The 16,719-nt window shown below is 40.3% G+C and carries 12 protein-coding genes; 7 read left to right on the top strand and 5 right to left on the bottom strand.

Annotated features, from left to right (window positions below; translation table 11 throughout):
- The coding region (locus AAEZ18_RS17070) for a cation diffusion facilitator family transporter (RefSeq protein WP_179808292.1) at positions 1-861 on the bottom strand (861 nt) is incomplete at its 3' end.
- Between the two features lie 254 nt (positions 862-1,115).
- Between AAEZ18_RS17070 and AAEZ18_RS17065 the strand changes: the two genes are divergently transcribed.
- From AAEZ18_RS17065 to AAEZ18_RS17040, 6 genes are all read left to right on the top strand, one after another.
- Positions 1,116-5,873: a PAS domain-containing protein gene (locus AAEZ18_RS17065; RefSeq protein WP_350595335.1), complete on the top strand. Its 4,758-nt coding sequence runs from the start codon at positions 1,116-1,118 to the stop codon at positions 5,871-5,873.
- A gap of 12 nt (positions 5,874-5,885) precedes the next feature.
- Complete coding sequence (locus AAEZ18_RS17060) at positions 5,886-6,368, top strand: GNAT family N-acetyltransferase (RefSeq protein ID WP_011329920.1); 483 nt, start codon at positions 5,886-5,888, stop codon at positions 6,366-6,368.
- 157 nt (positions 6,369-6,525) lie between these two features.
- Complete coding sequence (locus AAEZ18_RS17055; RefSeq protein WP_350595338.1) at positions 6,526-7,890, top strand: DNA-3-methyladenine glycosylase 2 family protein; 1,365 nt, start codon at positions 6,526-6,528, stop codon at positions 7,888-7,890.
- 268 nt (positions 7,891-8,158) lie between these two features.
- A complete protein-coding gene (gene iscB, locus AAEZ18_RS17050) occupies positions 8,159-9,139 on the top strand; it encodes an RNA-guided endonuclease IscB (protein ID WP_350595339.1) in 981 nt (326 codons plus the stop codon).
- 281 nt (positions 9,140-9,420) lie between these two features.
- The gene (locus AAEZ18_RS17045) at positions 9,421-9,888 is read left to right on the top strand and encodes a methylated-DNA--[protein]-cysteine S-methyltransferase (RefSeq protein ID WP_086994528.1); all 468 of its coding nucleotides are present in this window, start codon (positions 9,421-9,423) and stop codon (positions 9,886-9,888) included.
- 91 nt (positions 9,889-9,979) lie between these two features.
- A complete protein-coding gene (locus tag AAEZ18_RS17040; RefSeq protein WP_058374918.1) occupies positions 9,980-10,564 on the top strand; it encodes a thymidine kinase in 585 nt (194 codons plus the stop codon).
- On the opposite strand, the gene ltaE is transcribed toward AAEZ18_RS17040, so the two are convergent.
- Entirely contained in the window at positions 10,547-11,551 is a 1,005-nt protein-coding gene (ltaE, locus tag AAEZ18_RS17035; RefSeq protein ID WP_350595341.1) for a low-specificity L-threonine aldolase, read from the bottom strand. The two genes, AAEZ18_RS17040 and ltaE, sit on opposite strands and share 18 nt — an antisense overlap.
- 22 nt (positions 11,552-11,573) lie before the next feature.
- Positions 11,574-12,506: a 23S rRNA (adenine(1618)-N(6))-methyltransferase RlmF gene (gene rlmF, locus AAEZ18_RS17030; protein WP_041454980.1), complete on the bottom strand. Its 933-nt coding sequence runs from the start codon at positions 12,504-12,506 to the stop codon at positions 11,574-11,576.
- Between the two features lie 130 nt (positions 12,507-12,636).
- On the opposite strand from rlmF, the gene AAEZ18_RS17025 reads away from it, so the two are divergent.
- Positions 12,637-13,545 carry an alpha/beta fold hydrolase gene (locus tag AAEZ18_RS17025; protein WP_011329927.1) on the top strand — a complete coding sequence of 303 codons (909 nt, stop codon included), beginning with the start codon at positions 12,637-12,639 and terminating at the stop codon, positions 13,543-13,545.
- Here the strand turns inward: AAEZ18_RS17025 and AAEZ18_RS17020 are convergent.
- Both AAEZ18_RS17020 and AAEZ18_RS17015 read right to left on the bottom strand, forming a co-directional pair.
- A complete protein-coding gene (locus AAEZ18_RS17020) occupies positions 13,514-14,956 on the bottom strand; it encodes a tetratricopeptide repeat-containing sulfotransferase family protein (protein WP_350595343.1) in 1,443 nt (480 codons plus the stop codon). The two genes, AAEZ18_RS17025 and AAEZ18_RS17020, sit on opposite strands and share 32 nt — an antisense overlap.
- A gap of 100 nt (positions 14,957-15,056) precedes the next feature.
- Positions 15,057-16,719: TonB-dependent receptor plug domain-containing protein (locus AAEZ18_RS17015; RefSeq protein WP_350595346.1), on the bottom strand; the 1,663-nt coding region annotated here is incomplete at its 5' end.

Here is a 16,719-nt window from a genome sequence, read left to right as displayed (position 1 = left end):
TAAATTATTGTGCTTTTCTATTATGCAGTTTTCAATATTAAAATTATGCTGTAAAAAGTGTTTAACGGCTGCTAAATCAAGTGAGTTATGAGCGTTAATCAGCAGTTCGCAATGGCTGGTTTTATCATCTAATTGCCATACTTTTATAGCTATTACTTGCTCTATATTAAAGTTTTTGGTGAGAGCGCATGTAACAGCTTGGGTATCAAAGTTATTAGGCGCAGCTTGCATTAAAATGCGACAGCTTTGTTTAAGCAGTAACACGCCATGGTAAATAACATAAATAGAAATTAAAATTGTCGCAATTAAATCAACTATATACCACTGGTACAAAATAATTAAAGTACCTGCAACAATAACCACAACAGACGCCATCGCATCAGATACATTATGAATAAAAGCAGCTCTTATATTCATACTGCTATTTGCGCCAGCTCGGTAAGTTAAAAGTGCAGTGATTAAATCTATTAGCAGGGCAAATGCAGCCACCCACACTATGATCCAACCATCAATTGGCTGCGGGTTTAAATAACTGCTCATAGCTTCAAAAATTAAATACACACCTATCAGTATTAATGTACTGCTATTGAACAAAGTAGCTAAAATTTCGGCGCGCTTGTAGCCAAAGTGATGTGTGTTATCGGCAGGTTTGTTACCAATTTTACGCGCAACAAGGGCAATAAATATAGCGGCTGCATCACTAAGATTATGCAGTGCGTCTGCCATGAGTGACAAACTGCCAGAAAATATTCCGCCAATAACTTGCGCAACAGTAAGCAGAACATTAATGGCAACAGCTAGCGCGAGTTGCTTGTTACTTTGGCTGTCGTCTACATGGCTGTGTGCATGGTCATGACCCATAATATCCCCAAGTAACTACTTATATTAAGATTGTTATATCACGAGCAGCTAAAAACAGCTACACGGGGCTTGATGAAACTTAGCTAACTCATTGTGTATACTTAGGCGTATATCTAGTTAAAATCCAGGTAGCAGTACTGTTTGTAAAACACATAAAAAATTCATGGGCTTATTAGCGCAAAACTTGCGTCTTAGGCTTTTTAATGCATTAATACATAGTATTAAAATGGGTAAAATTACTAGGTAATTCAGGTATGAATAAAGGTTTGAGCTTCACAAAGCTAGCAGGTAAAGGACAGTCTGTACAAAGTAAGCTAACTATAGCCTTTGTAGTTATTGCATTAATACCTTTGTGTTTGTTTTCTTGGCTGAGCTTTAAGCGAATAAATAATACATTAGAACAACACGCCCAAACTGAATTACAACAGGTAACAAATATTGCTCAGCAGTTTAGTCGCTTTTGGCTGGCTGATTATATTAAAGATTTTAAGTTACTTAAAAACCAGTTAACGACTAACTCTGTGCAACAACAAAGTGCAATAACTGAGTTTGTTAACGTATACGAATTTGTAAATAATGTAGAGCTAATAGATAGCGCAGCTTTGCTTGCTACACCTACATCTTCTTTTATTAGCAAAATAGCTCCTCAATCGTTAACTAATATCCATACTAGCTTGAGTGAGCATGCAACGCCTTCATTTCAATCATTTTTAATTGAAAAACAACCACATTTTATTATTGCGCTTGGTATATATAATACGGAGCAACAATTAAGCCGTATTCTTTTAGCCGATATAAACCCCCAGTGGCTAATGAATCAATTAAATGCAATGTATACTAAAAACAGCGAGCTTAGTTTTAGTTTATTGCCAAGTAATAGTTTGCCTTTATTAAACCAACAGCCATCAACAGAGCAAACATTATTAAATAAAACACAATTAATGCAAAAAACGTTTACCTATAACAACGAAAATAATGATGTAATGTATGGCTTTGTTAGTCAGCTGAATTTTTTGGGTGATCAAAGCTGGCTGCTATTAGTGTCTAAGCCGAATGTTCAGGAGCTAACAAATACTTATTCTATTAAGTATTTTGCTTTGGCAACACTGCTTATGTTGTTGGCTGTTTTAGCGTGCTCTTGGTGGTTTGGTCGAGTATTGTTTCATCCATTAAGGCGCTTAACAGCTCTTGTTGATAAAATTACCAAGGGGAAAAGCACCCAAGTACCTATTTTACCCGACAGCCAAGAGTTTAATTTGTTATCGAGTAAGCTGTGTAAATTGGCCGAAAATAAACAGCAACAACTAACAGAGTTTTATAAACAAGGGGCTGAACTACAGGTTGTGCTAAGGCACTTAGCAGAGCAAAAAAGTGCACTTGATGAGCACGCGATTGTGGCTGCAACAGATTTAAAAGGCACTATCACTTTTGTTAATAAAAAGTTTTGTGAAATAAGTGGTTATGACGAACACGAGTTAATAGGTAAAAATCACCGTATTCTTAATTCGGGCACTCACCCAAAACAGTTTTTTAAAGAAATGTACCAAACCCTAAAACAGGGAAAAGTATGGCATGGGAAAATATGTAATAAAGCCAAACAAGGTAATTTATATTGGGTAGATACCACCATAGCGCCATTTTTAGATGAAAATGCTAAGCCACAGAGCTATATAGCCATTCGAACAGATTTAACCGCATTAAAGTTACAAGAAATAGAGCTAGAAGAGCATAAAGCACAACTACAGTTGGTAATAGACACTACCGCTGTGGGAATTTGGGATTGGTACATTGACACAGGTAAAGTCACTTTTAATCACCGTTGGGCTGAAATAATTGGCTATACCTTAGATGAGTTAGGCCCAGCAGTAATAGGCACTTGGTATAAGTATGCCCACCCAGACGATTTAATCGTTTCGGAGCAAAAATTAAACGCTCATTTTTCTGGTGAAACAGACTATTACGTTAATGAAGCACGTATGAAACATAAACAAGGTCATTGGGTATGGATACTAGACACTGCAAAAGTGGTTGAATGGAATGATGATGGCTCACCAAAGCGGATGATAGGTACCCATTTGGATATTACAGAACAAAAAGCAACAGAGCTAGAATTACAAAATAGTCGTGACCAATTTGCCTCGTTAGTAGGCAATATTCCAGGCATTATTTACCGCTGTAAGTACGATAAAGTGTGGACTATGCTTTATATGAGTAAGCAAACTAAAGAGCTTACGGGTTATGACGCTGAGGCAATATTAGAGAATAAGCAGTTAAGTTATTTAGAAATAATTTATTCGGACGATCGTGACGATATTGAAAAAACGATTATTAAGTGCATTGACGAGCACACGCCTTGGTCTGTTGAATACCGGATCATAACGAAAGGTAATGAAGTACGTTGGGTAAATGAAAAAGGCCAAGCCATTTATGACACTGACGGAAACGTATTATATTTAGATGGTTTTATACTCGATATTACAGAGCGTTATCAGGCGCAATTAAAAATAACACGTCAGCAAAGCCTGCTTGAATCTATGAGTAAACAGGGGCAAATAGGTGCGTGGGAAATAGACTTAAAAGCGCAAACGCTTTATTGGTCAGACGAAGTACGCGCAATTCACGAAGTGCCACAGAGTTACTCTCCAGATATAGCCACCGCAATAAATCATTATAAAGAAGGCTATCACAGAGATAAAATTAATGCCCTTTTTGAAAGTGCAATAAGTAGTGGGAAAAGCTGGAATATTGAGCTTATTATTGTTACTTACACTGGCCAAGAACGTTGGGTTAAGTCAATCGGGCAAAGTGAGTTTGAAAACGGCCAGTGTATTCGTGTTTTTGGCTCTTTTCAAAGTATTGATGCACATAAGCGACTTGAACTTGAAAGCGAAAAAGCCAATCGTTACAACAAAAGCTTAGCCATGCTTACTGTTGCACCTGAAGTGCAAAGCAGTGATGTGGCAGAGGTGAAAAAATTAGCCGTTAAGTCTATGTGTGAAGTGCTTGATGTACAGCGCGCTTCTATTTGGATTTTTAACGAACAACGCGATTTAATGATTTGCCATAGTTTAAATATACAAGGGCAAGGTGTTGATTGCTGTAATGCACAGCTCAGTGCAGAGGATTACCCTGCCTACTACGAAGCTATTTATAAACAAAACTTAATAGCCATTGACGATGTTTATAGTCATCCCGCTACCGTTGATTTTATTGAGCACTATGCAAAACCTAATAATATAAAATCTATGCTAGATGCAGTTATTACAACCGGTGACGGAAATTTAGGTATTTTATGCGCAGAAACCGTTGGGGAGTTTCGCCAATGGACGCAAAGCGAAGAAACCTACTTACGCTCTTTAGCAACTTTAGTAGGCAGTACCTTAGTGTCACAACGCCGTAAACAAACCGCTGAGGAATTAAAAATAGCTTTGGTTTTGGCAAAAGAAGCCGGTGTAGCAAAAAGTCAGTTTTTAGCAACTATGAGCCATGAAATACGTACGCCAATGAATGGTGTTTTAGGCATGCTTGAGCTTATTCAGTTAGAGCAACTGCCCAAGCCTATTGAAACTAAAGTAGCAATTGCTAAAACCAGTGCGCATTCATTACTGGGTGTAATAAACGACATTTTAGATTTTTCAAAAGCAGAAGCAGGTAAAATTGAGCTAGAGAGTATTAACTTTAATGCCCGCGATTTAATTGGGGAAGTAGCCGCTGCGCAAGCATTAACAGCTCAAAATAAAGGCATAGAAATAATTTTAGATTTGGTTGCCTTAGAGCCATCGCAGTTAAGTGGCGATCCAGGGAGAATACGCCAAGTATTAACTAATTTATTAAGTAATGCCGTTAAGTTTACAAACGAAGGCGAAGTGGTGGTTAGCGCATCTATTGAGCGTATTGAGGCCCAGCTAATGCTGCAAGTTAGCGTAAAAGATTCTGGTATTGGCATTAGCAAAGAAAAACAACAACAGTTATTTGCGCCCTTTATGCAAGTTGATGCGTCTACTACTCGAGAATATGGAGGCACTGGCCTTGGTCTTGCTATTAGTAAGCAGTTATGTGAACTAATGGGAGGCGCTATTGCAATTAAAAGTAATGCTGGCCAAGGGAGTGAGTTTATCGTCACCATGGAGGTGCTGAAGGGCGATCAACAAGAGCGCTATATGCCAAAGGCTAATATTAATGGGTTAAGTATATTGGTGGTTGATGATAACGAAACAAATCGTTTGGTTATTTCAGAGCAGCTCAAGCACTGGGGAGCTAATGTTGAGCTGGCAAATAATGCCGAACATGCGCTGCTAATTTGTGAAAATAGAGTTAAAAACAATCAGGGCATGTATGACATAGCTGTATTAGACATGCAAATGCCCGGCATGGATGGCATAGAGTTATGTGAAGTATTAAAAGCGCATGCAGATTACAAACATATGCCATTAGTAATGATGACCAGTATTGCAGGCTTAGAGGGGGCTCAGCGCTATTCTGACGCAGGCTTTCAGGCTTACTTTCCAAAGCCAGTAACAACCGCCGATTTAATTTCTGCGCTTTCGGTTATTACTAATAGCGAGCAGCACGAAGCACTGCCATTGGTAACATCTGGGTATATTTCATCGTTGCGCAAAGCCAAAACCATTGAGCCTGCTAAAATATTATTGGTTGAAGATAATCCAATAAACCAGCAAGTATCTACTTTAATGCTTAAAAAGCTCAATTGCGAAACAGTCTTAGCCGAAAATGGTCAACGTGCTTTAGAGGAACTCGCAAAACATGAAGCAGGTTACTTTCAAGTTGTACTAATGGATTGCCAAATGCCGGTTATGGATGGTTATGATGCCACTATTGCAATACGTAAAGGTGAGGCTGGCGAACAGCATAAAGCAATTAAAATTATAGCATTAACAGCCAATGCCATGGATTCAGACAAAGAGCGGTGTATTGCAGCTGGCATGAATGATTATTTAAGCAAGCCAATTGAACTTGATATTTTAAAAGATAAATTAGAGCAATATTTTTAAGGTTAAAGCAGTATGACAAACACAATCGACATTCGTGATGCGCAAGCAAGTGATGCAAAAACCATTTTGCACTTTATTAATGAGCTCGCTATTTATGAAAAAGAGCCACAAGCAGTTAAAACTAATGAACAAGCCATTTTAGATACCCTTTTTAGTGAAGGCGCAACAGCGCATAGCATTATATGCTTTGATGGCGACGAGCCCATTGGCTTTGCTGTTTATTTTTATAATTACTCTACCTGGCTTGGTAAAAACGGCCTCTACCTAGAGGATTTATATGTAAGCCCTGATAGCCGCGGTAAAGGGGCAGGTAAAGCAATAATGAAGCACTTAGCAAATCAAGCGCTGAATAAAAATTGTGGGCGTTTTGAATGGGTGGTATTAGATTGGAATAAACCCGCAATAGACTTTTACGATAGTATGGGCGCTAAGCCGCAAAATGAATGGATTATTTATCGCTTAACAGGGCAAGAGTTAATCGACTTTGCCAAATAAGGCAGAGTGCCTTTTAACACGTTACATAATAAACAGTAACTTAACCATATAATTCCTGCCTTTGGTTAACTTATATGGTTAAGGTCCGAAATTGGCTAGTAAAGTGTGGCGTATACTTTAAGCTTAAGCTTCTTATTAGTAATTAGTGTGTGCGTTTATGAATGATAAACACTGGCAAAAAGCACGGCAGAGTCGCGATCCTCGTTTTGATGGGCTTTTTTATGTGGCGGTTAAAAGTACCGGTATATATTGTCGGTCAATATGCCCAGCCCCCACGGCTAATGAAATAAACGTTACCTATTATCAGTATGCACATAATGCTGCTAAAGCGGGGTTTAGACCCTGCATGCGGTGTAGGCCCGATAGTGCGCCGGGGAGCTTTGCTTGGCAAGGAGTTAAAACCACGACACTGCGAGCAAAACAGTTAATTGATCAAGGTGCTTGTTATGATTGCGAAAAACTCGCGGCAAGGTTAGGGATAAGTAGCCGTTATTTAAGGCGTTTATTTACTCAGCACTTTGGTATTTCGATCACGCAATACCGTCTTTTCAATCAGTGTCATTTTGCTAAAAAACTGATCCAAGAAACCACTCTACCGCTAACGCACATTGCTTTTGCAGCGGGATTTAATAGCATTAGACGTTTTAACGACGCATTTTTACAGCAACTAAATATTGCCCCTTCAAAATTACGCAGCAGCGATAAAGCACCTAGCTCTATTGTAAACTCAACTCTCAATTTAACTCTTCCCTTTAGGCCGCTATATAATTGGCCTGCTATGCAGCAGTTTTTAGCAAAACGCTTAATTGCGCCTATGGAGTGGATAACAGCGACAAGTTATGGGCGTACATTTTCAGACGAGCACTGCAAAGGCCGTTTTAATGCCGAGTTTATAGCTCAAAAAAATCACTTTAAAGTGGCGATAACGATTAATAATACGCATTGCTTACAGCAAGTTATTACCAATATTCGGCGAGTACTTGATTTAGACGCCGATATAAATTTAATCACAATGCATATACAAGATAATATTAATAATGCATTTGCGGTGAGCGAAGGGCTGCGCCTACCAGGAATTTGGTCGAGTTTTGAAGCGGGCATTCGCGCGGTACTTGGGCAGCAAGTAAGTGTTACTGCTGCGCATAATTTAGTAACTAAACTCGTTAGTGAGTTGGGGGAGCAGTGCAACGGGGCTGTTTATTTTCCAACCCCACAGCAATTGGTAAACAGTGATTTTGCGTTTTTTAAAATGCCTCAAGCGCGTAAAAATGCATTGTATAATTTGGCGCAGTTTTGCACGTTAAACCCACAATGTGACGATTTAGATTTATGGCTAAATTTAAAGGGCATAGGCCCGTGGACGGTAAACTATGCAAAGTTACGTGGCCAAAGTCAGCCCGATATTTTACTCGATGGTGATTTAGGTGTTAAAAAAGCGCAAGCCGCTGTAGCCGTGTTTAGCAGCGATAACTGCGCGCCATTTCGATCATATTTAACTTTTCAACTATGGCAGCAATTATAGTCAACTACTCACCCTCGGATGAGCTTGTAAAAGCGCTTGTTGACCAGACCACTAACTGAGGATTAGAAATGTTAATAAACGATAATTTAGATGTAGAAACCTTGGAATGCCGCCTCAGTTCCAAGCTCTTTCGTGGCACTGTAAACAGTCCTATTGAGTTAGGGGCAGTCAACCACGTTGCGAAGCTAAATTATCTGGTCGAGAGGAAGTCGAATTTGCTGTGTGCCTCAAGCACAGCCATACGCACTACTCGAAGGAGATACGCGCTATGTTAGCGTATGTACTTAACAAGCACGGGAAGCCTTTGATGCCTTGCAAGGCCGCTAAAGCACGTAAGCTGCTTAAAGCTGGCGAAGCTAAGGTAGTCAAACGTACCCCGTTCACAATCAAATTATTGCATGGGTCGAGCGCCCATACTCAGCACGTAGTTGCTGGCATGGACACTGGCAGTAAACACGTTGGCTGTGCAGCTATCGCAAATGGTAAAGTGATTTATCAAAGCGAGGTGGCTTTGCGCACTGACGTATCAAAAAAGATGCAGCAACGTGCAATGTATCGAAGGACTCGCAGAAACCGTAAGCTACGCTACCGCCCTGCACGTTGGTTGAACCGTGCCTCAATGCGTAAAGAGGGGCGCTTAGCACCGTCTCTAAAAAGCAAGCTTGATTCACACTTGCGTGAGAAAAAGCAGGTTGAAGCTATCTTACCAATTTCACATTGGAAGGTTGAAACTGCTAGCTTCGATATACACAAGATAACTAACCCAACTGTGACTGGTGCCGGCTACCAGCAAGGCGCACAGCTGGGCTACTACAACGTTAAAGCCTACGTATTGCAACGTGACAATTATAAATGTCAAAGTGGACGTAAAACGAAGCACAGCGCCAAGCTGCACGTACACCACAAAGTATTTCGTTCTCAGGGCGGCACTGATGCACCCAGTAACCTAATAACGCTATGCGAGACGTGCCATAATGATTTACACGCAGGAAAGTTTGAGCTGAAAATGAAGCGCTCAAAGACTAAACATGCGACTGAAATAGGTATACTCAAAGCCCAGTTAAAACAGTGCTGGGATTTTGAAGAAACGTTTGGCTACGTGACCAAATTTAAGCGCGAACAAGTATTGGGCTTGCCGAAAACTCATTACTATGATGCCGTGTCAATTTGTTGTGAAGATGGCGAGCTTGTACAACAAGCCAAACATGTTTTACGTAAACGTCATGTGGCTTCTGGTGACTACCAATAGACAAAGGGTATCCGCTCCGAAAAGCGGATACCAGTCGGCAAGCTATTTGGCCTAAAAAAACACGACTTTGTACAAACACCACAAGGTACTGGTTTTGTTAAAGGCAAGCGTAGCTCAGGCTACTTTGCCCTAGAAACTATTTTAGGTGATAAGGTTCACGCCAGCGCTAACATTAAGAAAAACACGGTTCGGATTTCTGCTCGAACCACTACGTTAACTCAACTAATGGAGGCGGCAATTCCTCTCGGCACTAAAGTACCGAGTATCCTTGCCGTAAACTGATGATAATTCAAACCTTACTACCGAGTCCTATCGACGATATTATTATTCAAGGCAGCGAAAACGGCGTGAGCTATGTGGGTTTTTATCCTCCTAAAAATTACCCCATTACAGCGCTTAGCGAAGTGACTAATGCCGCTATTTTATGCGCCGCAGCGCAGCTTAATGAGTATTTTGCTAAGCAGCGCACTACCTTTACAGTACCTTTAGATACCCAAGGAACCGTGTTTCAACAAAGTGTATGGCAGGCATTACTTAACGTTCCCTATGGGGAACTTAAAACGTATGGCGATATTGCTAAGGTATTAAACAACCCCAAAGCGGTGCGCGCTGTTGGCGCTGCAAATGGCAAAAATCCAATAAGTATTATTGTGCCGTGTCATCGTATTATTGGTGCAAACGCAAAATTAACAGGTTACGCGGGTGGACTTGCAAGAAAACAATGGTTATTGCAGCACGAAACCGGTTGATCAGTTCTTAATGCATAAAATGCATAAACCAAATTGGTATTAACGCTCGTTTGAGGTAGCATAAGCGCACTTTTTATCTGAAGGCACAGCAATGGCGCAATTATACTTTTATTATTCTGCAATGAATGCGGGTAAATCAACCACTTTATTACAATCTGCATTTAATTACCAAGAGCGTGGTATGGAGCCGGTGATCCTCACAGCTGCAATTGATGATAGAGCGGGTGTAGGCAAAGTATCTTCGCGAATTGGGCTGCAAGCCGATGCGCATATTTTTGATGAAAACAAAGATGTATTTGCGCTGATACAGTCACTTAATCAAGAAAAAAAACGCCATTGTGTGCTGGTTGACGAATGCCAGTTTTTATCTAAAGAGCAAGTGATGCAGTTAACCGATGTGGTTGATGAACTGGGTATTCCGGTACTATGTTATGGCTTGCGTAACGACTTTAGAGGCGAGCTATTTACCGGCTCGCAGTATTTACTTGCTTGGGCCGATAAGTTAGTGGAGCTTAAAACTGTGTGTCATTGTGGTCGAAAAGCTAACCACGTATTGCGTACAGATGAAAATGGCAATGCAATAGCCGATGGTAACCAAGTAGAAATAGGCGGCAACAACCGGTATGAATCGGTGTGCCGCAAACATTATAAAGCCGCGTTAAATATGGGCCGCTAATACCTTTATAAAGGTGTCTATATCTGCTTTAGTTATGTCTAAGTGAGTTACTAACCTAAGTTGCTTACTTGGACTAAACAGTATTCCTTGCGCTTTTAAATCAGCTGCTAGCTGCTGTATATTAATATTAGGCTCGCAGCTGGCATAAACCATGTTGGTGGTGTTTGTCATGTTAACGTTAAAGCCATTAAGTGTACTTAATTGCTGTGCTAGGTAGCGAGCATTAGCATGATCATCGCTTAAGCGTTTTACATTATGCTCAAGTGCGTATTGCCCTGCTGCTGCTAACATTCCTGCTTGGCGCATACCGCCGCCAAGTACTTTGCGCCAACGTCTTGCTTTGCTAATCAGTGCTTTTGAACCTAGCAATAACGAGCCAACCGGCGCACCTAGCCCTTTAGATAAACAAATCGAAACAGAATCAAAGTGCTGAGTAATGGCAGTTATATCCACATTAAGATCGGCTGCTGCATTAAACGCACGCGCACCATCTAGGTGTAGCGATAAGCTGTGCTGGTTTACAAACTTGCGCGCTGCAGCAAGATAGTCAAGAGCAAGTACTTTACCGCCTATGGTGTTTTCAAGGCTTAATAAGCGAGTGTTGGCAAAATGATTATCATCAGGCTTTATTGCCGCCGCTATTTTATTAAAGCAAAGTGTACCGTCTGCTTCGTTTTCAATTGGCTGGGGTTGTATTGAGCCTAAAACGGCTGCGCCGCCGCCTTCAAATTTATAGTTATGGGCGCTTTGACCGCAAATGTATTCGTCTCCGCGCTCACAATGTGCCATTAACGCCAATAAGTTAGCTTGAGTACCTGAGCTACAAAAAAGTGCCTCCGCAAATTCAAAGCGCTCACATGCATATGCTTCTAGTTGGTTAACACTTTCATCATCGCCATATACGTCATCGCCTACAGGGGCGTTATACATTATATCGCGCATAGCTTTAGAGGGTTTAGTTACCGTATCTGAGCGAAAATCTATCATAGGGTTAATCCTTACTATATTATTATTCGAGTTCTTCGCAAATTTGCTCACGCGTGGCTTTATCAAAATAACTCCAAGCAATAAAACGACTTACTTTTTGCCCTTGTGCCATATCAACTATTTTATATTGGGCTATAGGGTGCTGTTTTAATTCTTGCTCTAAAGCCGCAATATTATCTTTTTTCGACACCAAAGAGGTAAACCACATTACTTGCTCTGCAACGGCTGCACTTTCTTTAATCATATTAGAGATAAATTGCACTTCACCGCCTTCGCACCATAGCTCGTTATTTTGACCACCAAAGTTAAGTGTGCTGCTAGGTGCTTTGCCAAGGTTTTTCCATTTACGTTCGCTACCTTTAACAGCGTCTTCGCTGCTGGCATGAAACGGCGGGTTACACAGCGTTAAGTGATACAGATCTTTACTGTTTATAACTCCTTTGAATATATTTGCGGCATTTTTTTGCTGTTTTAAGGTTATTTTTAAATTATTAAATTGCGCAATTTGTTTTGCTACTTTAATGGCTGCAGGGTCAATATCGGTGCCAGTAAAATGCCAGTTATATTCATGCCCACCTGTGAGCGGGTAAACTAAATTAGCGCCGGTGCCAATATCTAATACTTTAACTTGACGGCCAGTGGGAATTTGCGTTTGGTTATCGTCAGCTAATAAGTCGGCCAAATAATGAATATAGTCTACTCGTCCCGGAATAGGTGGGCATAAGTTATGCTGTGGAATATCCCAAAAATCTACATTGTAATGGGCTTTTAAAAGGGCTTGATTAAGGGTTTTTACCGCTTTGTTATCGCTAAAATCAATACTTTTTGTACCTGCAGGTGTTGTAATAATAAAAGCAGAAAGTGCAGGATGCTGCTCAGTTAATAGGTCAAGATCGTAGCCATTTAAATGTTGATTACGAGGGTGTAGTTTTGCGCGTGAGGTGCTTGCTTTCATGATGATTATTTTTACAACAGGAATAAAAGTTAATTGTAACAAATACCGAGATAAAAACGTGATAATTTTCCCTATGGCTACGAGGTTGTTACTGGTAGGATGAGCTGTTAGCAATTAAAAAGGACTCACTGTGGCAATCACTCAGCAATCAGTATTTATAACATTAGCCGATCAGCAAACACTGCATTTACGTCGTATTAGTAGCGATAAGCCAAATGGCGCAGTGGCGTTTTTTATGCATGGCGCGGTAGAAAACGGTAAAATATTTTATACCCATAGCAACAAAGGCTTAGCGCCTTTTTTAGCCGAGCAAGGGTTTGTGTGTTATGTGGCTGATTTACGTGGTCGTGGTGAAAGTAAACCGGTTATAGACAAGCATGCTCGTTATGGTCAAACCGAAGCTATTTTAGAAGATATTCCTGCATTTATAGATAAAATAGAGCAGTTAGAGGGGAAAAAACCAGATTATTGGCTGGCTCACTCTTGGGGTGGAGTGTTAATGAATAGCGCATTTGCACGATTCCCAAATTATATTAACGACGTAAAAGCCTGTGCTTACTTTGGCACTAAGCGCTCGTTATTTAATAATCACCCTAAAAAGTTACTTCAAGCTAATTTCATTTGGTATTTTATGGCGCCGTTAATGGCTAAAAAGCATGGGTACTTACCGGCTAAACGCTTAAAGTGGGGCAGTGACGATGAAACACAAAAGTCGCATTGGCAAAGTATGCAGTGGGCTAAAAAAACACCTTGGATAGACAGTGACGATAACTTTGATTACGCTAAAGCCGTTGCACAATTAACCTTGCCGCCAACGCTGCATATTGCAGGCGCAAAAGATAAAGCCCTCGCACAACCAATAGATATTCAAAAGTTTATGGAAGAGTCGGGTCCTGGGGTACAAAAAATGCAAATTTATGGACGTCGTTATGGCCATAAAATAGATTACGACCATATTAATATGTTAACCCATCCGCATGCGCGCAATGAGCAGTTTAAAGATGTACTTAATTGGTTTGCGACTGCGCCAAAAGCTTAAGTAATGGCGTTTTGTAGCGTTGCCACTTATCAACATTGTGCAGATTAACCGGTTCACGTATAGCGTGTTTGCTGAGTGTGGTAACCGCGATTTTTTGTTTATAAAATGCCAAGCAATTTTCTTCAAACGAGCAACCTATAAACCTAAGTAGTGCAGTGAGTTGGCCTTTGGGGTCCGTTACTAATTGCTCATAACTTAGGTTATATATTTGCAGTGCCGGAAATGTTTGCCAATGCGCCATTAATTTTTCGTACAAGCTATGATATTGCTTAAACTCGGTTAACGAGCAAAAGTAAGGCTCGTTTTCGGCAAAATAATTACTAAATACCAAAAATGCAGTGGCATTAAAATCGCGTGTTAAATTAATAAATTTTGCATATGGAAATAGCATATAAATAAGCCCAATAGCCTGATAGTTGCTCGGCAGTTTATTAATAACAAAGGGGCGAGAGGGGCTTGCAGTTTTTAATTTTGTTATATAAAGGTCGCGGGCTTTATTAATTAACTCATGTGTTAAATGATTTAAACACAGTGGGTAACCAAAACCGGTTTTTTGTTCTAAAAACACCATCACATCACTACTTATACTCATACTTTCACCCATGCTTGAACATTGGCTATGGTTTACCAGCATCTGTTCAAGTAGAGTTGAGCCGCTGCGTGGCATGCCAATGATGAATAGAGGAGTAATGCCACCTTTCACACTTTTATTTGCTGAACTTAAAAGAGCAGCTGTATTGTACTTTATTATGTCGTCGTAAAAAGTAGTAAGATCTTGGGTATCAAATTCGCTTAGTTTTCGTTGTAATTTGTTAGCTAACACAAAGTAGTTAAATGCCTGCTCTGTATCCTCTAGTTTGTCGTAACTTTTTGCCAAAGCGTAATAGCACACCATTTTAAGGCGTAAATTATTAGTTTGCGTTAGCAAGTGATGCAAGTTACTGAGGTAGTTATGTTCTTTGTCAAAACGCCCCAATTGTACCAATTCTAATAAAATATACGCTGTAACGGGGTAAACGCCTAAGCTCAGTGCATGCGAAAAAGTAGTATGGGCTTTATCTAGCTCACCAGACGTTAAATAGTGCTGGGCTAAATAGTAATGTGGGTCGGGGTTATTACTGGCTAAGTTTTTTGCGTACTCAAGCACTTTTAGCGCATCATTTGGTGAATTTACATTATTAAATGCATCAGCCAGTGCGTGTAGAGGTTCAAGCATATAAGGCAGGCGTTCACAGGCTTTTTGTAATAAATATACAGCATCATCATTACGCTCTAAGCGCAGTGCAATTCGGCCTAAACCAAACAGGGCTTCGCCGTTATCAGCATCGGCTTTAAGTATTGTTTTGTAGTAAAACTCAGCATCTTTAAGTTTGTTTTCTGCCAGTAACTGATTCGCTTTTTTAAGTAGCATTGTAACTTTAACATTCCTGTTGATTCTGTCTTGACTATCTATACAGCGAAAAAGGCGAAATGTCTTTCACATTTCGCCTTCACCTTATGACCAATAAGGATTAAAAAGTATAAGTTGCTTTAACGTAATAATAACCACCGTTAATACCAAATGGTGATGTTTCGTAGTATTGACCACCCCAATTATTATTAGGGATAAAGTCGCTAGCGCCACTAAAATCAAGTTTTTCAGCTTCTTGGTCAAGTAAGTTTTGTGCACCTACAGAAAAGCTCATTGATTCGTTTAAAAAATAAGTAATTTCAGCATCTAAGGTAACCGCAGCATCTGCCATTTTAGCTGTTTCGTCATAATCTACATGCACACCTTGGTATTCACCAAAGTAGTTTACGCGGGTAAACGCAGAGAAGCTTTCCCATTGTTGTGCCCAGCTTAGAGTTGCACGATGATTAGGTAAGTCATTCTCAAGACGGCTTACTTTAAACGGCCCTGTAATAATGGTTGAGCGGGTAACTTCGGTTTCATTCCAGTTGTACGCTAAGCTAAATGTTGAGCTGCCATTAAGTAACTCAGTTGAGTAGTTAGCCACTAAATCAACACCTTGTGTAGTGGTGTCAAAGTCATTAGTAAAAAAGCTTACCTGTGCTAGGTTTTGTACGTTAGGAATGCCCGAGGCAGTAAGTTTGTCTTTGTCTGCTTGGCTAAGTTCAATTTTATCAGATTGACTAATGCGCTCATCAACTTTAATATTGTAATAATCTACCGTTAAAAATAAATCGCCTAGCGTGTACACAGCGCCAAAAGTATAGCTTTGTGATTCTTCAGGCTCTAATTCTTGCCCGCCAAGTTGTATCGCAATTGGGTTAGTAGGTGGTAATAATGCTGAATCTACTAATACACCCCTGCTAAGGTTTGTTTGTACGTTACTCACATTAGCTTGGCCAACCGTTGGCGCTCTAAAACCTGTGCTGATTGAACCACGAATATTTAAATCTTCAGTTAAGTGATACTGAGCCATTAATTTGTAGTTAGTTGTCGTGCCAAAGGTATCGTAATCTTCAAAACGAACGGCTAGACCCATTAAAAACTCTTCAGTAAAGGGCGCTTCTATATCAACATAAGCGGCGTAGTTACGACGGCTATATTCACCGGCATCAGAGGGTTTAAACCCCGGGAAGCCATTTGAACCAATACCAAAGCCTTGATCGGTAAGTGGCCCTGCAATAAACGAGGCTTCATCGCCAGAGATCACAGTAAAGGTTTCTTCATGCCATTCTAGGCCTGATGCTATGTTTACATCGTATGCTAGGCCAAAATCAAAACCTTTGGATAGATCAAAGTTAAAGTTTTTCTCTAATTGTTCGTATTTACCTGGGCTAAAGTCACGTGGGCTTTCTGGGCCTAAAGACGCATTGATCGTGTCGTAAATAAAGTAGCGAGATTCATTATAACCAACCGTGCCGCTTAAGTCGTAATATACATCCTTTAAAAAGCCATCAGTAAACTGACCTTTAGTACCAATAGTGAGTGACGCATCGGTAATATTACCGCCAAAGTTTGGTGTAAAACCACCCGGCAGCATTTCATTAAATGCAAAACAATCTGGGTTATTTGCCACCTCATTAATATAATCTGGATTATCAAGCACGTTATCATCAATGGCAATAGTTGGGCAGTTGCCACTCATATCACCGGTTAAATCGCCAACGAGTAAAGTATCGCCGCCATCGTTTGAATAAGCACCCGGGCGAGTGTGAGGGTTACGG

Origin of the sequence: Pseudoalteromonas sp. 19-MNA-CIBAN-0066, from assembly GCF_040308705.1 — a bacterium.
GTDB classification, from domain to species: Bacteria; Pseudomonadota; Gammaproteobacteria; order Enterobacterales; family Alteromonadaceae; genus Pseudoalteromonas; species Pseudoalteromonas nigrifaciens.
The sequence above is the reverse complement of the archived record's forward strand: the minus strand, read 5'-3'. Positions and strand labels throughout refer to the sequence as shown.